We start from the raw sequence: 21638 nt of genomic DNA on the forward strand, positions 1-21638 counted from the left end.
AATTATTATCAGCTACTTCCACCAATTGTGTAAATTTAGTATAGTGTTCACCCCATACTAGTAACGCACATGAAGAATATCACGAACAAGGTTGCAGGCGGTATTTTGCTGCTGGCTGCGGTGTCGGAAATGTCGGCAGCGCAGGTGAGGATCAACGACCCCGGCCGGGTGGTGGAGAGAAATGCCGAGTACCGGGCCAACCGCAAGATCGATCAGGCGGTAGACAAGGGTTTCGATTCATTGGAGGAAGGGATCGGGAATATGTTTAAGAAAAAGGATAAGAAAGCTGCCGGGAAACCGGCTGAATCCGATAAGCCGAATAGTAATGCCGATGCCGGTCAACAGCCGGAAAATGGCGGAAATGAAGCTGCCGGGGCATCTGCGAAGACGGAAAAGCCCACATTGAAATCGTACAGCAAATTCGATTTTATTCCCGGGGAAAAAATTGTAGCCGTGGAGGATTTCGCACAGGATGCCGTAGGGGATTTTCCGGCCAAATGGAATACCAATTCGTCGGGGGAAGTGGTGACGATCGAAGGTACCGAGGGCAAATGGCTGATGCTCGGGCCGGAGGGTGTGTTTTATCCCGAATTCGTCACCGAGCTACCCGAAAATTTTACACTGGAATTTAACCTGGCTACCACCTCCGAATTCAGTTTTTATACGGGATTTCTGCGCACGGTCATTGCGGAAGTCGGTGTGCCTTCGAAGGAATTTACAAAGTGGCAATGGTATGACGGCGGGAAGAAAAACGGGGTGGAAATGGGCCTCCATCCCAAAGACGCCGGCGGCAGCCAGGGGCTGGCGGCATTCAACGTGTTCGGGGAGGACGGCGCTTCGATCATGCGCAACGAAAAGAGCTTTCCCGCTTTTCATGTGCCGGAGCATAATGTGGTCAAGGTGTCGGTATGGCGGCAGAAAGCCCGTTTGAGGTTGTATGTCGATGATTACAAGGTTTGGGATTTGCCTCGTGCATTCGATCCGGCGCGGAAGTACAATTTCATCGCCTTTTCCAACCACGGCTACCACGAGCAGGCCAACCGGTATTTTATCTCCAACCTGCGCCTCGCCGTAGGTGCGCCCGATACCCGCAGCAAGCTCATCACCGAAGGCAAGTTTTCGACGACGGGCATCCATTTCGATGTGAATTCGGCCACGATCAAGCCCGAATCCTACGGTACATTGAAAGATATCGCCACCGTTCTGACGGAGAATGCGACGGTGAAAGTGAATATCATCGGTCATACCGATTCCGACGGCGACGATGCGGCAAATCTGGCATTATCCAAAAAGCGGGCCGAAGCTGTTAGGGCGGCACTGTCGGGCGACTTCGGCGTGGATGGCTCACGCATGCAAACCGACGGCAAGGGCGAATCGGAGCCTACCACGCCGAACACAACTCCGGAAGGCAAAGCAGGTAACCGGCGGGTGGAATTCGTGAAAATGTAGCGGTGGTATGGTTTTTCAAAAGGCTCTTTCTAGCTTGCATTCATTTAAAGAACCTGTGAAATGAAACGATACCTATCCATTTTGATGCTGTCGGCAGCCCTGCTGGCCGTGTTTGCGCCTGCATTTGCCCAGGCCCCGAAGAAGATCCCCGCCGACAAGCAGCGCGCATTGCTCTGGAAGCCCGACAAGGGGCAGTATTATTTCAGTCACGCGCTCGTTTTCGATTATCAGAACAAATCCGACAAAACGAGCGGAACGCTTAAAATCCACGTCGACCCGGTGACGGGTGGCATGTGTTTCGTGAAAGAAACGAGCTTCGGCCAGGGCGGTAAGAGCTTCGATTTCGTGATCGGTTTTCCCGATGGGAAATACATTTTTTGCGGCACCGACGAAGACGGCAAAAAAGTGCGGGTGAACGAGGTTGTGAAAGAATTTAAGCCCGATGTCGATACCAAAAAGCAGCAGCAGGACGATTTCAAGACTTATGTAGTGCCGACCGGGAACAAACGGGACGACTTTGGCCTGGCCAGCACGGAATACGATCTCACGTATGCGACCTCGGGCACGCAGGAAAAGATCTGGCTCACCCAAACGCCATTCAGCGTATACCCGATCTACGGCCTGGAATTTGTGGAAAGTGCCGTCAGCCTGCCGGTTTCATTCGATTACATGAACCTGCTGCCATCTGACCTGCTGCTTTCGGAGATCAATTCGAAAGATGTGGTTTTGAAACTGAAAAGCTTTGGGAAAGACCCTTACACGGCTAATGCCAAAGGTTACGCGGTGGTGAAGGTCAACGATTAATCAAAAATGGGCGCCCATAGCGCCCATTTTTGATTTTATGCATTCTCGGCTGGTACCGCTTCGGCCGCATTCTCCGCCGCCGCACGTTCTGCCATTACTTCACTCAATGGCCGCATATTGGCCGGTATTTCAGGCTCCTTATCTTCATCTGCGGAGTATGGGAACACGTCGAGGATCGGCGTGAGGTTGATGTCCGTCACTTCGTAGGGAATCAGGAAGTTACGCATGCTCTCGTTAATACGGTCGAGCGCCTGCTGAATGCCCTCGCTGTTGACCAGCATATAATTCACGATCTTCTTCTCTTTACCGCTTTTTTCGTCCACGGAAAAGTAAATTACCTTGGCCTTGAACCATTGTTCGCCGTCTTCGTAGGCGAAAAGATCGGCCAGGCGCATTTTTGAAATGGCAGTTACGCTGAAATCGCTGGCATCGGTCACGATCTGCTTGTACAGCCGCGCTTCGGACTCCGTATACGAAACGGCATCAACGAGATATGTCTCGTTGATCGTTTTCAACCTTCCTGCTTCATCTTCTTTTTGATACCGAATTTTTCCTAAATACCAGCTGGCCATGTTTGTGTCGATTGGGTGAAAATTTAGAGTCTGCAAATGTAGAGGCTGGCCCGAAAGCACGCAAAAAATAACTCCACAAAGTAATAATCCCCGCCGCAGGCATGCGTTCTGATACCTACTGTTTAACTTGCGCAAAATATATTGTAATGAAAAAACACATTTGGATAGCCGCTATCGTGCTCGTTGCGGCTGTAATGACGGGTTGTGGAGTGAGCCGCCAGGTATCGGAGGCGAAGGTTTTCGGCGATTGCAAATACAATATCGCGTCGGTCGACAGCGTGTACCTGGCCGGTATCGATATCCGGGAATTCAGGAATGTAAAAAGTTTTGCCGACCTGGACCTGGCGCGGTACCCGCAGCTGGCGATGGGCCTGCTGCGCAAAAATGTCCCGCTTAACCTCCGCGTGAATGTCGATATTACCAATCCAACGCGCAAACGCGCGGCGATCAACCAGCTTGAATACAAGGTACTGCTGACGGAAAGCGAGATATTTAACGGTTACCTGAGCCAGCTCATCGAGGTAATGCCCGGCACCACACCCACACGCGTACCCGTGAGCCTGCAAACGAATGCATACCAGCTGATTTCCAACGACCAGACCCGCGACCAGTTCGTGAGCATGATCCTGTCGCTCACGGGCAAGTCCGATGCGAAACCGACGAAATTCGTTGTGAAAGTGCGGCCTACGTTGGATATTGCCGGCAAGCAGGTCAATTATCCCGGCTACATTACTTTCGAAAAAGAGATAACCAGCCAGATGCTCACCGGAGCGCGGTAGCAATTGATTTACACATAAGCATCCAACTGCCACACTGTTTTGAAGTCATTTCTAGAAAATCCTCATTTGTTTGAGTATTACAGCATTGTCGTCGCCCTGCTGTTGCTTTTTGGTACTACGTTTTTAATCAAAAAAATGCAGCCCTGGCGGCAATGGCTGGGAATCGGCCTCATTGCATTGCCCGTTGTCTATTTCTACGTCCTGCTCGACGCCCACGTCGTCAACATCCCTTACACCGACGATTTTAACCTGCTCGAAACCGTCCAGAAGCTGCGCAATGCGGGAGGCTTCGTGGAAATGCTGAAAGTACTTTTCGAACAGGTCAACCAGCACAGGTTCGCATTCGAGCGCATTGTGATGCTGATCATGTTCCTGCTCACGGGGACGGTCAATATCAAAACGCAGATCGTCATCGGTAACCTGTTCCTGCTGGGTATCGCCTGGCTGTTGTTTTTGGGGTTCAAAAAAGAGAAGATTTCGTGGTACCTCTTCATCCCGGTGCCCTACATTCTTTTTAACCTGATATACTTCGAAAACGCTTATTGGGGCATTGCCGCATTGCAGAATACACCCCTCATTTTTTTCGCTTTCCTGACGGCCCACGGCCTCGCGCGCCAGGACTCGAAGGGTTTGCAGATCGCATTGATCGCGGCATTGCTTACCACTTTCACGAGCGGAAGCGGAATGCTGGCATGGATGGTCGGGCTCGTGATACTGGCTTTTCAGAAGCGCATTAAAGAGGGGATCGGATGGCTTTTGTGCATGGCTACCGTGCTCGTTTTTTACTTCTTTTTCGATTACACATTCATTCCGTCCACCGGCGAAAAGGTCTGGAACCACCCCATTTTCAATACTTTATACGTGTTTGCATTCTGGGGTAATGCATTATTTATGGATGTCCGCCACCCGCTGGTGCCGGAATTTCACAAAGACCTCGTTGCGTGTGTGCTGCTGGGTGCATTTATCGCGCTGGTATTCGCCATATGGGCCATCCGCATGATCGTTTCGCACAAGCCCGGCTGGGCCGGATGGTTCCTGTGGGGCGCTCTGATGTTCGTCATGGGCACGGGCGCGATGTTCGTCATCAGCCGGCCGATTCCGGATTACGTCATGTATGGCGGCACTGTATTTTCGCGGCGCTACATGATTTTCGGTGTGGTATTGCTCGCGACCTGCTACGTGTGCCTCGTGGTTTTGTTGAAGGATCAGGGTAAATGGAAGAATGCATTGGGATTGGCCGGCGTGGCCGCATTTGTCGTGCTGAATTTCGTGAGCTACTTCATGTCGATCGTGCAGGTCCGCAAACTGCATGACGAGCTCGTGATCGACAGCTATTTCTGGAAAAATTACAAGACATTCCTCACGGTAGGGGAGCTCTTTACGGACATTCCTTTCTGGAACCACCCCACCCGCATGCGCGACCTCGTGATCGGCCTCGAGTCCGACGGGTTAACCGACTTTTACCATTATTACGATATGCCGGCGCAGGAAGAGCTTATTCAAAAAACCGGCTCCAAACGGCGCTTGTTCGCAGGGGCATTCGATGCACAGTTTCAATACCGCAATGGCGACTATAACCGCTATATGAAGTATTTCAAATTTTCGGCGACCCCGGAGACGGAGCAGCGGGAAACGTTTTACTTTGTATTACAATCACCGCAGCGTAGCATTGTGCTTCCCGCGGTGCCGGTGCCGAACACGTTCGGTGATTTTTTGCGAAAAGCCACTTATTATAGCAACAACTACCAGTACGCGCTTTATAAACCGAAGCTTCCCGAAGGCAGATACCAAGCGTGGATCATGTCCCGCGGCAAATCGGGGCAATGGGAGTCGGAGGACACCGGAAAGCAAGTGCTGTTTTACTAAGGCCTGAAACGGCCGACCCTCGTTTATGCAAATACTGACCTATAACCTGAACGGCATCCGCGCCGCATTGAAAAACGGCCTGCTGGAATGGCTCCAAACGACGCCCGCCGACATCCTTTGTTTCCAGGAAGTGAAAGCCACGCCCGACGTGGTCGATCTATCGGGCTTCAACACATTGGGTTACGAACTTGCCGGATGGCATGCGGCGGAGAAAAAGGGTTACAGCGGCGTGGCCATATTTTCCAAAACGAAGCCCGATCGCGTGATCGAGGGCTGCGGTATTCCGGCTTATGATTCGGAGGGCCGCGTACTCCGTGTAGATTTTGGCGACATTACCGTGCTCAACTGCTATTTTCCGTCGGGTACGAGCGGAGAAGTGCGCCAGGGTGTAAAGATGCGCTTTCTCGCCGATTTTTTGATTTGGGTAAATGAATTGAGAAAAGAACGCCCGAACCTGATCATCTGCGGCGACTATAATATCGCCCACACTGAAATCGACATCCACGACCCGGTAAGAAATCAGAAATCGTCCGGCTTCCTGCCCGAAGAGCGCGCCTGGATGACCGAATGGTTTGCAAACGGCTACACCGACGCATTCCGTTTCATGAACCCCACTCTCCGCCAATACTCCTGGTGGACCTACCGCGCCGGCGCCCGGGGCAATAACAAAGGCTGGCGTATCGACTACATTTCCGTCGCCGAATCTCTCAAATCCCGCATCACTGCCGCCCGGCAATACAACGACGCCATCCACTCGGACCACTGTCCGGTATGGTTAGAAATCGAGTAGGGAATTGGAACTTACCCGGTTTTCGATAGCGGTGATATTTGTTTAAATTTGGTAGAAGCAAAAACTCAATGACCCATGGATACCGAAATGTTGGTGACTTTTAGAACGGTTAGGCCGATGAGTGATGACGAATTCTTTGAGTTCTGCCAAATCAATGACACACTAGAGTTCGAAAGGGACTCGCATGGAAATATTATTGTTATGTCACCGACAGGAACCTTTACAGGTAATTTTCATCCCCACATTTTGGCAGCATTGTACAATTGGAACGCAGAATCCGATCTAGGTGAAGTGTTCGATTCTGCGGCCGGCTTCACATTGCCAAACAGTGCTGTAAGAGCTCCCGACATGGCCTGGATCGAAAAGGGGCGATGGGCAGAAATTGTAGCACGCAAAAAGAAAGATTGCTTTGTAGCAATATGTCCTGATTTTGTCGTGGAAGTTCGTTCCGATTCAGACGGATTGAAATATGTCATTGATAAAATGAAGGAGTACATCAGGAACGGCACCAAGCTTGGGTGGCTGATCGACCGACTTGAAAAGAATGTACGGATATTTCGTGCTGATGGGTCGGTGGACGTTGTGGCTATTACCACGGTCCTTTCCGGGGAGGGTGTATTACCCGGTTTTTCTCTTGATTTGAGCAGGTGGGTTGCTTAGATGCCTGCTCTTACTAACATTCTCTGCCTTGTTCCAATACTACCTCATCTACAAACCCTTCGGCATGCTCTCGCAATTCTCGCGCGAGGGGGATCATCAGACGCTGGCCGATCTGGATTTTACATTTGCCAAAGACATTTACCCCGTCGGGCGGCTCGATGCCGACAGCGAGGGGCTTTTGCTGCTGACGAACGATAATTTTCTGAAAACAAAATTGCTCGAACCGCGTAACCGGCATACGCGTACTTATTACGTGCAGGTAGAAGGCGAGGCGACGGACGAAGCTTGCCGGCAGCTTTCCGCCGGGGTCAACATTTCGATTAATGGGAAACAATACAGAACGCTCCCTGCGCAGATCGCGAAAATCGATGAACCGGAGCTCCCGGAGCGCAATCCGCCCATCCGGTTCCGGAAGAATATACCTACTTCGTGGCTGGCGGTTACATTGCATGAAGGCAAGAACAGGCAGGTGCGCAGGATGACGGCGGCGGTCGGTTTCCCGACCTTGCGGCTCGTGCGGTGGGCTATCGGAAAAATTTCATTAGCCCGGAAAGAAAATAATTTTCCTAACCCGGGGGACGTATGGGAAGTTACGCCAAAAGAGGCCAAACTTTTTTATGAAAGAACCTTTTAGCGAGGGGATAAAACATTTGCCCCGACTTGCCAAACCGGGGAGAAGGCTTAATTTTGTACAAATCCTTGTTCTTTAAATTAGGCTGATAATTGGCAAAGGCACACAAAGAAACTCCGCTTAATAAACAATACAATCAGATCAAAGCCAAGTACCCGGGCGCATTGCTGCTTTTCAGGGTTGGTGACTTTTATGAGACTTTCGGAGAGGATGCGGTAAGGGCTTCCAAAATCCTGGGCATCGTGCTGACGCGCCGCAACAATGGCGGGGCGCACGAGGAACTGGCCGGGTTTCCACATCATTCGCTGGATAATTACCTGCCCAAGCTCGTACGTGCCGGCGAGCGCGTGGCCATTTGCGACCAGCTCGAAGACCCCGCCGCAGCCAAGGGTATCGTCAAACGCGGCGTGACCGAACTGGTGACGCCCGGCGTGTCGTTTAACGACAATGTGCTCGATATCCGCAAAAACAACTACCTGGCGGCCGTGCACGTAGGCAACGACGGGCTGTACGGGATTTCATTCCTGGATATTTCTACGGGCGAGTTCATGGCCTCACAGGGCAATGCCGCCTATATCGATAAAATGTTGCAGGGCTTCGGCCCCGCGGAGGTGCTTTACTGCAAGAAGCACAAGCAGGAATTCAACGACCTCTTCGGAGGCAAATACCACACTTTTCATCTGGAAGATTGGTGCTTCGGCTACGACTACGGCTACGAGCAGCTCACCGGCCATTTCCAGACCACCACACTCAAAGGCTACGGCATCGAGGCATTGCCCCTGGGCATCATCGCCGCCGGCGTGATCCTGCATTACCTGCGCGAGACCGAGCATAAGGAGGTGGCGCACATCAGCCGCATCACGCGCCTGGAAGAGGAGAAATATGTGTGGCTCGACCGCTTTACCGTCAGAAATCTCGAACTCGTATACCCGCAGCAGGAAGGCGGCGTGCCGCTGATCGACATCCTGGATCATACTGTTACGCCCATGGGCGCCAGGCAGCTGCGCAAATGGATGGTGCTGCCGCTCAAAGACAAGGCGCCCATTCAGGAGCGCCTCGATACAGTGGAGTTCTTTCTGAAACAGGAGGATCTGCACGAGTCGCTGGTACAGTATTTCAAACAGATCGGCGATTTGGAACGCTTGATTTCCAAGGTAGCCGTGCGGCGGATCAGCCCGCGGGAACTGGTGCAGCTTAAAAAGTCGCTCAACCCGATTAAAGGCGTAAAAGCACTGCTGACGGGCGACATTCTGGGCAAATACGCCTCCCAGCTGGACGTGTGCGAAGAGTTGATCGAAAGAATCGAACGTGAGCTGCGCGACGATGCCCCGGTACTCTCTAACCAGGGCCGGATGATCAAGAGCGGGGTCGATAGCGAACTCGACGAGCTGCATGCGATTTCCTACGAAGGCAAGGATTACCTGATCAAACTTCAAAACCGGGAAATCGAGCGGACGGGCATTGGTTCACTCAAAATCGCCTATAACAAAGTATTCGGCTACTACCTCGAAGTCACCCACGCGCATCAGAACAAGGTACCTGCCGACTGGATTCGCAAGCAGACGCTCGTGAATGCGGAACGATATATTACCCCGGAACTCAAAGAGTACGAGGAAAAAATCATGAATGCCGAAGACCGCATCGCAACCATCGAATTCCGGATTTTTACGGAGCTGGTGCAGAAGGCGGCCGAATTCGTGGCTTGCATCCAGCAGAATGCATTGGTGATATCGGCATTGGACGTGCTGAGCTCTTTTGCACTGGCCGCCCGGAAGAATAAGTATTCCAAACCCGTCATCAGCGACGGGAATGAGCTGGATATCAAGGACGGCCGCCACCCGGTCATCGAGCAGCAGCTGCCTGTCGGCGAAAGCTACGTCCCCAACGACGTGTACCTCGACGATTCCAGCCAGCAGATCATCATCATCACCGGCCCGAACATGGCCGGTAAATCGGCGTTACTGCGGCAAACGGCATTGATCGTGCTCATGGCGCAAATGGGCTCGTTCGTACCTGCGAAAGCGGCCACGTTAGGCATTGTCGACAAGGTATTCACGAGGGTAGGAGCGAGCGACAACCTCAGCCGCGGAGAAAGTACATTCATGGTCGAGATGACGGAAACGGCCAGTATCCTGAACAACCTCAGCAGCAAGAGCCTCGTGTTGATGGACGAAATCGGCCGTGGAACGAGTACTTATGACGGTGTTTCCATTGCCTGGGCTATTACCGAATACCTGCACAACCAGTCGAATTGCCGGGCGAAAACGCTTTTTGCCACGCATTATCATGAGCTCAACCAGCTTGCCGAGGATTTTCCGCGCATCAAAAACTTCAACGTGGCCGTAAAGGAGGTAGATAACAAGGTCGTTTTCCTCCGTAAACTGAAACCGGGAGGCAGTGCGCACAGCTTCGGTATCCACGTGGCGCAGATCGCCGGTATGCCACAGCCGATCGTGCTGCGCGCGAGCGAGATCATGCAGCACCTGGAAAAAGACCATGTGGCGCACGATCATAAAAAACGCGTGAAGGAAATTCCGAAAAACAACTTCCAGCTCAGCATTTTCGAACCGGCCGATCCGAAACTGGAAGAGCTCAAAGAAAAGCTTGCGCTCGTGGACGTGAATACATTGTCGCCGATCGAGGCATTGTTAAAACTGAACGAGTTTCAGAAACTGATCAAGAAATAATACCATTTTTAACTTTTAATACCAATACAAAATCTCCTATAACCGATAACCTAGTTTATGAAAAACTCGACCCGTTTTCAGTTGATGGCCATGATGTTCCTGCTCTATTTTGTATGGGGCTCGTGGTATGGGCAAATGAGCAAGTATATGTTTACCGAACTGGGTGCGACGGGCGTCCAGGTGGGAAATGCCTACGCGGCGTTCTCCATTGCGATGATCATCGCGCCATTTTTTGTCGGAATGATCGCCGACCGCTATTTCGCCGCGCAGAAAGTGTTGGGCATATTAAGTCTCGCCGGCGCCGGCATTCTCTATGTCTTGTCGGAAGTGAAAGACCCCGACACGTTTTTCTGGGTGATATTGGCCTACTGTATCACATTTGCGCCTGCGATGTCGCTTACCACGTCGATCGCCATGCAGCAGGTTACCAACTCTGAAAAAGACTTCCCGGGCATCCGCGTGATGGGAACTGTCGCCTGGATCGCGGTAACGAACATTATCGGCTACTACGAGATAGGTGGTACGGCGTTGATCTTCAAAATCTCGATGTTCACGGCAGCGTTTTTGGGCGTTTACTCCTTCTTCTTGCCCAATACCCCACCAAAACCAAGCTCCCACACCTCTTTCTCGGACATTCTGGGTCTGGATGCGTTCAAATTGTTTAAAGACCGCTCCTTCGCCATCTTCTTCATTTCTTCCCTGCTGATCTGTATCCCGCTGTCGTTCTACTATGCGATGGCCAACCCGTCGCTGACCGACTCGGGTATGACGAACGTAGAAAACAAAATGTCGCTCGGTCAGGCTTCCGAAGTTGTTTTCATGCTGCTTATACCATTTGCATTCGCGCGTTTCGGGGTTAAGTGGATGCTGGTAGTCGGCCTGATCGCCTGGATCGTCCGTTTCGTCGGTTTCGGCTACGGCGACGCCTCCAGCGAATGGCTCCTTTACCTGGCGATCGTCCTGCACGGTGTTTGCTACGACTTCTTCTTCGTAACCGGCCAGATCTACACCGACAGCAAAGCCGGCGAGCAATACCGCTCATCTGCCCAGGGATTGATCTCCATCGCCACCTACGGGATCGGTATGGGTATCGGTTCGTGGATTTCGGGTGTAGTAGCTGATATGTACACCGTCGACAATGTGAAGAACTGGACGAGCATCTGGATGGTGCCGGCCGGCATTGCCGCCGTGGTACTCGTGCTTTTCGTGTTGTTCTTCCGGGATAACAAGGTTAAAGCCACCGCATGAAATCCTTCATAACCATCGGCCTTCTGATTTTGTCCAACGCCTTCATGACGATGGCGTGGTACGGGCATTTGAAATTCAAGGAGCTGGGCTGGTTTAGCAAACTGGGGCTGTTCTCCGTTATTCTCATTAGTTGGGGAATAGCCCTGTTTGAATATTGTTTCCAGGTGCCGGCCAACCGCATCGGCTTCAAGGAAAACGGCGGGCCATTCTCGCTCGTCGAGCTGAAAGTGATCCAGGAGGTGATTACCCTCGTCATTTTCACGGTTTTTACGTTGGTTTTTTTCAAAACGGAAACGTTCCGCTGGAACCATCTCGTCGGGTTCGTCTTCCTTGTCCTGGCGGTTTACTTCATATTCAGGAAATAAAAAAAGCCTGCAAGCGATGAAACTTGCAGGCTTTTTTGTGAAATATCAATACCAATCGTCGTCGTCCTCGTTGATGCGGCGGCTGTAATCTTTCGATCCGCCCCCGCCTTTTTTGCTGCTGTAACGGTCTTCGAATTTGGGCTTGCCACCTTGCTGGTGACGGTTATGGTCGTTATGGCCACGGTCGTGGTGGCCTTTGTCGCGCTGTTTATCCGGTTGCCGGAAGCCTGCTCCGCCTGCACTACCTCCGCCTGCAAAACCACGGTCGGTGAAACTGCGGTCCGGAGGGGTTGGTTTGCTGGGGGCATCGTCGTCGTCGTCCTGATCGTCGTCTGCCGACGCCGGTCGGATGTAACCTCTTCCGGTATTTCTATCATCGGTCGGGTATGGCCTGCCGCTGCCTGGTGCGGTGTTTCCGGCAGGTCTTGGCGGACGATTGTAGCCGCCTTCGCGATTGTAGCCACCTTCGCGGTTGTAACCACCCTCCCGATTGTAGCCCCCTTCGCGGCCGCGATTGTCAGGTCGGGTACCACCTCCTCCTTCGCCTCTGGGTTCTCTCTTTTGGGATTCATTCACAACGAGTGGCCTGCCATACATATCTGCCCCATTCAATGCGTTAATGGCGGCCCTGGCCTCCACTTCATCGGGCATTTCTACAAACCCGAAACCTTTGCTTTGACGCGTGATCTTGTCAATGATAATTTTCGCCGAGCTCACTTTGCCATACTTTTCGAAAGCTTCACGCAGCTCGCTTTCCCTTAACTTAAAGGAAAGACTCCCAACAAAAATGTCCATGAAACGCCTTGTTTATTAAATTGATTTAGATGTTATAAATATATTTATTTTAATCGATACGCCGCGAAACTTGTGCGCGCCGCCGGGTGCTGTTCATCTTCATATCAAGAGCTAAACCCGGCTTATTTACTTTTCCCGACCTTGATTTTCTGATCTTTATATCAAAGCTAAATAAAATTGCCCAATCTGATCCAACAGGGCATTTTTTAATTTTTTTCTATAATTTAAGCCGTACATCATGAACGAAATCCCGCACCGACGTGATCGAGTAGGTTGTAGCCTTTCGGAATAGCGGATTAAGCAGAAAGTTGCATTCGTCGCCTATGATGGCCGAAGGTATTCTGATAATGCCGTAGTCCCCCTTTTTCAGCAGATTGCTCCCGAAATCCCTGGTTGACGCCGGGGCAGGGGCCGTTCTCCAATCGCCCGGTAATGCGCTCACGGGCAGGTCCAGCAGGTAAGCCGGGTCGATTTCGAATGCGGTAATGCTCAGTGCCCGCGGAATGTCGTCGATGTTCACATTGGCAGTATATTCGAGTAATGCCAGCGCCCGGCTTTCGGAGGTGTAAATGCAGGGTACGAGCGGGTGGTTCCAGCGGCCGCCGTGCAGGCGCGCACCTTCCCCGTCGAGGTCGTGGGCGTAACGTGTACGCCCGATCCGGTAAACTGTCATGGGCTGAGGGCGCTTAGGAGTAAACGCCGTAGTCGATCCTTCCAATCAGATTTTTGACCTCTTCCCGGCCAAACTGATTGTCCAGAAAATCAAAAGGCCGCTGACCGCCCAGCGCCTTGTTCGGCCTGAAAACCCAGCTGTTGAAGCGCTCCACATCTTCAAACACCTCATAACCATAGGAGTAAATATCCGCAAGGCTGACGATCCGTTCGCTCAGTGACTGGTTGAACTTCTCATCACCCTTTTTGTTGATGAGCGTCGCACGGGCAACCGACAACGCATTGGCCAGCTGATCATAGTCAAGCCCGGTTTTGTTCTTGAAACCTTCAAAATCGTTCTTGCTGATTCCCCTCCGGATCATATCGATCTTCTGGAAACTCGTCATCTGGCTTTCGGGACGTTGCAACGGGGTTTTGAAGATTACGGCGGGATTGGCAGCGTAGTGAGCCGCATAGGGCTCTTGGAGCATATTGCCGGCATTTTCGTCCGGCTCGGGATAGGTCTTTGGTGTGTGTTTTTTCATGATAGTGTAAATTTAGACTATGGTCAGTCTATTTCTGCACTAATTTACTAAATAAAAATGCCCCGCCAAAACTCGGCGGGGCTTCTGGTATCACTTTTTCTTCTTCGTTTTTTTCTTGCTTGTTTCAACCGGTTCGGGTGCTGCTTTGGTCAGGTCCTTAATGCGGATGTTCCTGAATTTGAGCTCGGAACCGTGCCCGAGAAATCCGAGGTGCCCGCTGGTCCGTTTCAGGCCGGGATGTTCCTTATGGTCGACGGTACCGTTTTTGCTGGCTTCGGCCAGGTCGCCGTCCAGGATCACTGTCCCGTTCAGCGTCACCTTGATCTTGGAACCTTGCACGCGTACTTCTTCGTAGTTCCATTCGCCGAGCGGTTTCAAAAATCCTCTTTTCGCAGGGATAATGCCGTAGGCCGAGCCGTGGTACTGGTACTCGTGGAGGTCTTTGTAAATCTCCGCGTCGTTGTCCAGTATCTGGATTTCCGTTCCTACATACGCGGCGTCGCCTTCCATCGGCGTGCGGATACCGAGGCCGTTGTTAGCGCCCGGCGTCAGCTGGAACTCGAATCGGAAGTCGAAATCACTGTATTCGTCTTTCGTGTACAGGTTACCCTTGCCGCCTTTCTTAGGATCGACGACGAGTTCGCCGTTCTGAATGAAATAGTCAGTTTTGTTGCCTACCCATTCAAACATGTTGGTACCGTCGAACAGCACCTTGAAATTGTCTTTCTGCTCCGCTTCGGGCAATGCGAATTCGGGACGGGGGATTTCGCGAACGTAAATGTCACGGTAATGTATTTCGTTCCCGTGCGCCTGCAATTCGAGCTGTTCCTTGGCAAAAATCGGCAGGTTACGGTCCCAGTAGTTTTCCAGCACCACATTATCCACAACATTTTCTCCATTCAGATCCACCGACACCCGGTCGCCGATCATCGTGATATGGAAGGTGTTCCATTCGCCGATCGCATGGTCGGCTACTTTGGACGGCTTGCTCGGGTTTTTCTGATTGTTATACAAACCGCCGGAGCCTACCTGTGCGCCCACATTCACGCGCGCCGTGTCCCAGATCTGCACCTGGGGCGTTCCGCGGAGGTAAATACCCGCATCGCCGTCCTTCTGGATTTGCCAGTCGACATACATTTCGAAGTCGCCGTACTGTTTCACGGTACAAAGATTGTCGCCGTGGCCGGAGAATACGAGTTCGCCATTTTTGGCAAACCAATCCTTGAATGCCGCTTCATCGGCCTTTTTCTGCTTGTAAGCCAGTGAATCGGGGCTCATTCTAGCCCGCGCGATCGGGTTTTGTACCAATCCCTTCCAGCCCGAAAGGTCTTTCCCGTTGAAAAGCGGCACAAAACCTTCGCCAGTCGGCAACTCCGCCAGATGCTTGCGGATCGATTCACGCTGGTAATCGGCATCCTGGCCTTTCAGAAGCGGCCCCGCTTTGGCCAGCAGGTCGCGGATTTCTGCGCTGTACAGGTTTTTGTTAGCCAGTGCGATGCTCATGACCGCCTGCGCCGCCGCTTGCTGCGAACCGGCATTGTCGAGGTATTTTCCGGCTAGTAACAATGAATTAAAGGTCCTGTTTCTTCCCAGTTCTTTGATGATCGCTTCCTTTTGCGCGTCGGTTTTCGCAATGGCCAGTGCTTCGCGGAGCATAATCACCTTGCTAGCCGCCGTCTTGCCCGATTTGGCTGTCGCAGCTACATAGCCGGTCAATGCCGCATTGAAATCGTCGGAATCGGAAGTGCTGCGGGCGATGCTGAGCAATTCTTTGGCTGCGCTCGCGTCCGTCCACGCGGAAAGAGCCGCGATGGCCGCTTTTTTCTTGGCCGCGTCGCCGCTTCCGTAGGCCGATACCACCGATGCCAGCGCCTTTTTACCGCCAATGCCGGCCAGTACGGCAAGGTAATTGCCCTGCTTGTCGGCCGGAGAGGCGCTGATTTGTTTTAAAACGGCTTCCGTCTGGCTGCCGGCGTCGCCGGTTTCCTTCACCGCTGCGCTGATCGCCTGCTGGGTAGCAGTAATCTCCTCTGGCGCCGAGGCGCTGTTCAGCAATGCATAAAGCTGCGGCAGGTCATTGCCCGTAGCGAGCGATTTCAGGGCACCGAACGCCGATTTGCGCACCTCCGCATTGGTACTCTTCAATTGCGCCGACACAACCGGCAGTTTCGAACTCGCTCCACGCGCCGCCAGTACGTCGATCAATGCGGGCTGTGCCGCCGCCGGAACGGCAGGGATCGCCGCAGCCACCTGGTCTACGAGGGATGCGCCTTTGATTGTCAGTAAGCTGTTTTTTACTGCTGCCACTTCTTCCGCATTGGCTGTTTTCAAAACCGGGATCAGCTTGGCAATGCTGCTTTCTTTCCCGATTTTGCCCGCCGCCCAAATGGCCGCTGTTTTTACTTTACTGTCTTTGGAAGCAAGGGCTTTCAGCACCACCGGCAATGCGTCCGTCGATTCGGCGCGGCCGAGCATGGTAATGATTTCCGCTTGTACGGTGGGATTAGCCTTTTTATAAGCATTCAGCCAGGGCGTGGTACCGTCGGCCATCAGGTATTTTTGTCCCAATTTCAATGCAGCTGCGCGGTACTGGGCGTCGGTACTCTGCAATGCGCTCACCAGTACCGGTACGGATTCCCGTTTTTTGATATCCGAATAAATCTTCAATGCCGATGAGCGCGTCGCCGATTGCTTCACATCCGGCGTATTTTTGATCAACGCCAGCGCCGATTTTTCTGCCGCAGCCCCATTGCCGTTTGCTGCCAGCCGGGCCAGGTATTTCAGGTAAACGGCCGTTGCGTCGGCTTCGTCGTACCCGTATGAGGCTTTCTGCGCGGCGCCTGCCAGAATGCCCTCCGAAGATGGCGCGCCAATTTCCGAAAGGGCATAAAGACTTACTTTCCGGAGATTGAGCTCAGCACTCGCCGCTGTTTTTTCGATGGTACCTGCGGCCTCTTTGTAATGCGCACCGCCTAATGCCTCTGTAATGGCCAGCTGAGCCGGTCCATTGGCACTACCGAGCGCCTGGAACAATGCCTCCCCCGCAGCCGGTGAGCCGATTCGCGACAACGTGCGCGAAGCTGGCTGGGACAGTCGCTCGTCTTTGAGATAACCTTTCAAAACCTCCACCGATTCATCCTTACCCACTGTTTGGAGCTGGTAAATGAGGAAATTCTTGCTGTCGGGGTCGTTTACTTTGGATAATGCCTCGCCGTAGGCTTCGGCGGCATCTTTGCGCAATGCTTCCTTGCCGGGCTGCGACGCATAGTAGGTGAAGCCGCCCAATGCGTACTGGATTTTGGTGTTGTCGCCTTTGCCGAGCGGCGTGAGCATGGAAGCGATCTGTACCAGGCCGGGCTTACCGAGCTGGGCGAGCTCTTCCATGTTTTTCTTCAATGCCGCCTCGTTCTGAGAGGGGAATTTCGCCAGTACCGCCTTCACTTTGGCGTCGAGCGAATTATCGGTTTGGGCCATCAGCTGCGAGGAAGCCAGGCAGAGGGCTAGTATATGGGATAGTTGTTTTTTCATCGGAAATGCCATTGCTGCAACCTGCGGACGCAGCCAGCTTTTGAGTTCTTAAATGGTCCAGGGAGCGCGCATAGGCTGATTAATGAGCCGGTTGGCACCTTCATCGTCGATAAACTCCTGCTTATCGGGATCGAATTTCAGCGAGCGGCCGAGTCGCAGGGCGATCAGCCCCATATTGACGATCGTGCACGAGCGGTGACCGTTTTCTTCATTGAGCGCGAACTTTTTGCGGTTTTTCACGGCATCCACGAAGTCGGTAACCTGCGGCTCGGGATCGGGGAATGCGGCGAGCTTCTTTTCCAGGTCGGGGATATCCGATTTGAAATTGGGGTACAGTTTGCCTTTCGGTCCTTCGATGTAAGGGACTTTTTCGTCCTTGGCCTCACCGTCGAGCACGATCTGGCAGCCGTCGGCATAGGTGTAGGTTATGCGGCGCCAGGTGCCTACCGCTTCGGTATGCTGCTGAGGCGCGTCCACTTCCACGCTCACGGGGCTGGTATCGTCCTTGCCGAGGAAATATTGAATAGGGTCGATGTAGTGCTGCCCCATATCGCCCAGGCCGCCGCCGTCGTAATCCCAGTAGCCGCGGAATGTCTGGTGCACACGGTGCTCGCTATATGGTTTATAAGGTGCCGGGCCGAGCCACATATCGTAGTCCAGCTCCGCCGGTACCGGCTGAGGGGCATTATTTGTTTTACCTACCCAATAAAATTTCCAGTCGAAACCGGTATGCTTGCTTACGGTGACCTTCAATGGCCAGCCTAGCAATCCGCTCTGTACGAGTTTCTTAATCGGTTTTACCGTGGTATTCATGCCGTAGAAGTTGCTTTCGAAGCGAAACCAGGTATTGAGCCGGAACACGCGGCCATGCTGCTGCACGGCTTCCACGAGGCGCTTGCCCTCACCGATGGTACGTGTCATGGGTTTTTCGCACCACACGTCCTTGCCTGCCCGCGCGGCGTCGGCGGCGATGATACCGTGCCAATGGGGCGGCGTGGCCACGTGTACAATGTCCACTTCGGGAAGCTGGATCAGCTCGCGGTAGTCGGAGAAGGTTTTGACGCCCTTGTCCACCATGTTCACGGCGATGTCCAGGTGCTTTTTGTCAACGTCACATAGTGCGACCACTTTGGTACCTGCGTAGGGAATGTGGCCGCGGCCCATGGAGCCGGTGCCGACGATGGCTTTCGTGAGCGTGTCGCTCGGGGCGAGGTAACCTTTCCCCAGCACGTGGCGGGGAACGATCGAAAACGTCGCCAGCGTCGCCAGCGACCCCTTGATGAAGCTCCGGCGGGACGCGGAAGTTCCTTTCTCTTTCATTCGTTAAGGTTTTTAGGAAAAAGTAATAGTTAAGTCCTTGTGAAATTATGACAATATCAGGAATGCGCCAAAGCATTGCCCGGCATTACCGCACATTAATCGGGCAAGGCCCCGGAATGGCATTAAAAAACCCGAAAAAGTGACAATACGTGCTGCGTGCTCGTTACAACGGAATGTTACCGTGCTTCTTTCGAGGCAATACGTCCACCTTGTTTTCGAGCATTTCGAACGCCCGGATGAGCTTGGCACGCGTCTGGTCGGGGTGGATCACCTCGTCGATATAGCCGCGGTGGGCGGCGCGGTAGGGATTGGCAAATTTGTGGGTGTAATCGTCTATTTTCTCCTGCAATTTCTCCGCCGGATTTTCCGCCTGCGCGATCTCGCGTTTGAAAATAATCTCGGCCGCCCCGCTCGCACCCATAACGGCGATTTCGGCGGAAGGCCACGCGAAGTTCATATCTGCGCCGATGTGTTTGGAATTCATCACATCGTACGCGCCCCCGTACGCCTTGCGCGTGATCACGGTAATACGCGGGACCGTCGCTTCGCAGAATGCATACAGCAGCTTGGCGCCATTGGTAATGATCGCATTCCACTCCTGGTCGGTGCCGGGCAGGAAGCCGGGTACGTCTTCGAGTACCAGCAGAGGGATATTGAAACTATCGCAAAAACGGACAAACCGCGCGGCTTTCTGGCTTGCGTGAATGTCGAGCACGCCGGCGAGCACGGCTGGCTGGTTAGCCACGATGCCGATGCTGCGCCCGGCAATCCGGGAAAAGCCTACGACGATGTTTTCGGCGAAATTTTCGTGTACTTCAAAGAAGCTGTCGGGATCGGAGAGTTCCGTGATCACCTCACGCATGTCGTAAGGCTGGTTGGCACTTTCGGGGATGAGGTGGTTCAATGCGGGCCGGAGCTCGTCGCCGGGCGTGTAAGGCTGGCGCGGGGCATCGTCCTCGCAGTTTTGCGGCATATAACTCAGCAACTTCTTGATCGCCAGCAGGCATTCGACCTCATTGGCCGACACGAAATGCGTCACACCCGACTTGGTCGCGTGGGTCATCGCGCCGCCGAGTTCTTCGGACGTTACTTCCTCGTGGGTCACGGTTTTGACCACATTAGGCCCCGTCACGAACATGTAGCTTGTGTTCTCGACCATCAAAATGAAATCGGTGATAGCCGGGGAATAAACGGCGCCGCCCGCGCAAGGCCCCATGACAGCCGATATCTGCGGAATGACGCCGGAAGCCAGGGTGTTTTTGTAAAAAATATCGGCATAACCCGCCAGCGAAAGTACCCCTTCCTGAATGCGCGCACCGCCGGAGTCGTTCAATCCTACGAGCGGAGCGCCGTTTTTCATCGCGAGGTCCATGATCTTGCAGATTTTCTCGGCATGTGTTTCGGATAACGAGCCGCCGAAAACGGTGAAATCCTGCGCGAAAACATACACGAGCCGGCCATTCACCTTGCCGTAGCCGGTCACCACGCCGTCGCCCAGGTAATGCTCCTTATCCAGCCCGAAATCCTTGCTGCGGTGCATGACAAACCGGCCTATTTCTTCAAAAGAGCCCTTATCGAGCAGGATGGAAACGCGTTCGCGGGCGGTGAGTTTGCCCTTCGCGTGCTGTGCCTGAATCCGGCTTTCCCCGCCGCCCAGCTCTGCCTCCGCATTTTTTTGATCTAAAAGTTCTTTTTTTGAAGCGGCGGCCGATTGGTATTCCATGTAATACAGGCGATATGGTTACATTTGCTGGTGAACGGGTTATAAATATAGCGTCAATTTTTAATGATTCGGGAAAATATTGGATGTTTATGAGGTCGACAGGCTGCGGTTTGCTTTTCCTGATCACATGGCTTTGTTCACCATGGAATACCGCTTATGCACAATCTACCGGCGGCCGTACGCGCATGGATTTCCTGCAACTGCCCGCCCAGTCACGGAGCACGGCGCTCGGCTCCAACCACATTACCGCACAGGGTAACGACCCGCTGATCTTCCTCCAAAACCCCGCATTGCTGGATTCCGCGAAGATCAATAATGTATCGCTGAACCTGATGCCTTATCTGGCGGACACGAAATTCGTGAGCCTGGGTTATGCCAACCGTGTGCGCCGGACAGGCGGCACCTGGGCTGTGGGCCTGCAATATCTGAACTACGGCACGATGCCGGAAACCGACGACATCGGCAATGTAATCGGGGAGTTCCGGGCGGCGGACTATGGACTGTCTGCCGGTTACGGGCACACAATAGGTGCATTTACGCTCGGCGCGACGGCCAAATTCGTGGGCGCGTCCATTGAAAGTTATCGGACCTGGGGAATGGCATTCGACTGGGGCGCTACATTTCGGCACCCGCGCGAAGACCTTACGATTGGCTTTGCAGCGAGGAATTTTGGGTTTTTAAGGCAAAACTACCATGGCGCCACGTCGCCTGTTTTACCACTTGATCTGCGCGTAGGCGTCACCTTCAAACCAAAATATATGCCGGTGCGGGTGTCGCTCACGGCGCATCATCTGAACCGTTTCGATATGGTTTACAATGATCCCAACCTCTTTTTTACCTATGATATCAATGGTAATAAACTCGCTAAAAAGGTAGGGATAGCCGAAAAACTGGGCAGGCATCTGTCGCTCGGCGCGGAGATTCTGGCGCATTCCAACTTCCGCATACTACTCGGTTATGACCATTTGAAAAGGCAAGAGCTCCGCCTGAACAACCGCGGCGCATTGGCCGGTTTCTCGTTCGGGGCCTGGCTGCGCGTGAAGCGTTTCGAAATAGGCTACGGAAGGGCGCAATACGTGCCCGGCTTCGGAAGCAGCTCGCTGTCGGTGGTAATGAACCTGAAAAACGGGTTCGTGAAGGACTGTAAGTGACCGTATTGGTGGCCGGGCGGGAGCAGGGGTTGTCAGGTGTTGCCAATTCCTGACCAAATTTGACAACCCCCGAC

General features: G+C 53.1%; 18 protein-coding genes. 11 read left to right on the forward strand and 7 right to left on the reverse strand.

The window, feature by feature from the left end:
• Positions 1 to 69: 69 nt before the first annotated feature.
• Both H144_RS0101565 and H144_RS0101570 read left to right on the forward strand, forming a co-directional pair.
• The gene (locus H144_RS0101565; RefSeq protein ID WP_019940268.1) at positions 70 to 1449 is read left to right on the forward strand and encodes an OmpA family protein; all 1380 of its coding nucleotides are present in this window, start codon (positions 70 to 72) and stop codon (positions 1447 to 1449) included.
• A gap of 60 nt (positions 1450 to 1509) precedes the next feature.
• Complete coding sequence (locus H144_RS0101570; RefSeq protein WP_026350323.1) at positions 1510 to 2253, forward strand: hypothetical protein; 744 nt, start codon at positions 1510 to 1512, stop codon at positions 2251 to 2253.
• A gap of 35 nt (positions 2254 to 2288) precedes the next feature.
• Here H144_RS0101570 and H144_RS0101575 read toward each other — a convergent pair whose 3' ends face one another.
• On the reverse strand, positions 2289 to 2825 hold the full coding sequence (locus tag H144_RS0101575) for a DUF4494 domain-containing protein (RefSeq protein WP_019940270.1): 537 nt from the start codon (positions 2823 to 2825) through the stop codon (positions 2289 to 2291).
• A 146-nt stretch (positions 2826 to 2971) separates the two neighbouring features.
• Here H144_RS0101575 and H144_RS0101580 point away from each other — a divergent pair, with 146 nt between their 5' ends.
• From H144_RS0101580 to H144_RS0101615, 8 genes are all read left to right on the forward strand, one after another.
• Complete coding sequence (locus H144_RS0101580; protein ID WP_019940271.1) at positions 2972 to 3604, forward strand: hypothetical protein; 633 nt, start codon at positions 2972 to 2974, stop codon at positions 3602 to 3604.
• A 39-nt stretch (positions 3605 to 3643) separates the two neighbouring features.
• Positions 3644 to 5470, forward strand: coding sequence for an OST3/OST6 family protein (locus H144_RS0101585; RefSeq protein WP_229207824.1), 1827 nt, complete (start codon positions 3644 to 3646; stop codon positions 5468 to 5470).
• Positions 5471 to 5495: 25 nt separating this feature from the next.
• Positions 5496 to 6260 (forward strand): exodeoxyribonuclease III, encoded by a 765-nt coding sequence (locus H144_RS0101590; RefSeq protein WP_019940273.1) that lies wholly within the window; start codon positions 5496 to 5498, stop codon positions 6258 to 6260.
• A 75-nt stretch (positions 6261 to 6335) separates the two neighbouring features.
• Positions 6336 to 6920 carry a Uma2 family endonuclease gene (locus H144_RS0101595; RefSeq protein WP_019940274.1) on the forward strand — a complete coding sequence of 195 codons (585 nt, stop codon included), beginning with the start codon at positions 6336 to 6338 and terminating at the stop codon, positions 6918 to 6920.
• Between the two features lie 28 nt (positions 6921 to 6948).
• A complete protein-coding gene (locus H144_RS0101600) occupies positions 6949 to 7554 on the forward strand; it encodes a pseudouridine synthase (protein WP_019940275.1) in 606 nt (201 codons plus the stop codon).
• An 89-nt stretch (positions 7555 to 7643) separates the two neighbouring features.
• Positions 7644 to 10238 carry a DNA mismatch repair protein MutS gene (mutS, locus tag H144_RS0101605; RefSeq protein WP_019940276.1) on the forward strand — a complete coding sequence of 865 codons (2595 nt, stop codon included), beginning with the start codon at positions 7644 to 7646 and terminating at the stop codon, positions 10236 to 10238.
• A 57-nt stretch (positions 10239 to 10295) separates the two neighbouring features.
• Entirely contained in the window at positions 10296 to 11486 is a 1191-nt protein-coding gene (locus H144_RS0101610; protein ID WP_019940277.1) for a nucleoside permease, read from the forward strand.
• Positions 11483 to 11851: a DMT family protein gene (locus H144_RS0101615; protein WP_019940278.1), complete on the forward strand. Its 369-nt coding sequence runs from the start codon at positions 11483 to 11485 to the stop codon at positions 11849 to 11851. Before H144_RS0101610 ends, H144_RS0101615 begins: the two co-directional genes overlap by 4 nt.
• A 45-nt stretch (positions 11852 to 11896) precedes the next feature.
• On the opposite strand, the gene rbp is transcribed toward H144_RS0101615, so the two are convergent.
• The 6 genes from rbp to H144_RS0101650 form a co-directional block, all read right to left on the reverse strand.
• Positions 11897 to 12646: an RNA-binding regulator gene (gene rbp, locus H144_RS0101620; protein WP_019940279.1), complete on the reverse strand. Its 750-nt coding sequence runs from the start codon at positions 12644 to 12646 to the stop codon at positions 11897 to 11899.
• A 217-nt stretch (positions 12647 to 12863) separates the two neighbouring features.
• Complete coding sequence (locus tag H144_RS0101625; RefSeq protein WP_019940280.1) at positions 12864 to 13319, reverse strand: RES family NAD+ phosphorylase; 456 nt, start codon at positions 13317 to 13319, stop codon at positions 12864 to 12866.
• Positions 13320 to 13332: 13 nt separating this feature from the next.
• Positions 13333 to 13842, reverse strand: a complete 510-nt coding sequence (locus H144_RS0101630) for an Xre family toxin-antitoxin system antitoxin (protein WP_019940281.1) — start codon at positions 13840 to 13842, stop codon at positions 13333 to 13335.
• Positions 13843 to 13932: 90 nt separating this feature from the next.
• Positions 13933 to 17370 carry a 3-keto-alpha-glucoside-1,2-lyase-like domain-containing protein gene (locus H144_RS0101635; protein ID WP_019940282.1) on the reverse strand — a complete coding sequence of 1146 codons (3438 nt, stop codon included), beginning with the start codon at positions 17368 to 17370 and terminating at the stop codon, positions 13933 to 13935.
• A 48-nt stretch (positions 17371 to 17418) separates the two neighbouring features.
• A complete protein-coding gene (locus tag H144_RS0101640) occupies positions 17419 to 18690 on the reverse strand; it encodes a Gfo/Idh/MocA family oxidoreductase (RefSeq protein ID WP_019940283.1) in 1272 nt (423 codons plus the stop codon).
• A gap of 163 nt (positions 18691 to 18853) precedes the next feature.
• Positions 18854 to 20413, reverse strand: a complete 1560-nt coding sequence (locus H144_RS0101650) for an acyl-CoA carboxylase subunit beta (protein WP_019940284.1) — start codon at positions 20411 to 20413, stop codon at positions 18854 to 18856.
• Between the two features lie 89 nt (positions 20414 to 20502).
• On the opposite strand from H144_RS0101650, the gene porQ reads away from it, so the two are divergent.
• Entirely contained in the window at positions 20503 to 21564 is a 1062-nt protein-coding gene (porQ, locus tag H144_RS0101655; protein ID WP_229207825.1) for a type IX secretion system protein PorQ, read from the forward strand.
• The last annotated feature ends 74 nt before the right edge of the window (positions 21565 to 21638 follow it).

Origin of the sequence: Dyadobacter beijingensis DSM 21582, assembly GCF_000382205.1 — a bacterium.
GTDB classification, from domain to species: Bacteria; Bacteroidota; Bacteroidia; order Cytophagales; family Spirosomataceae; genus Dyadobacter; species Dyadobacter beijingensis.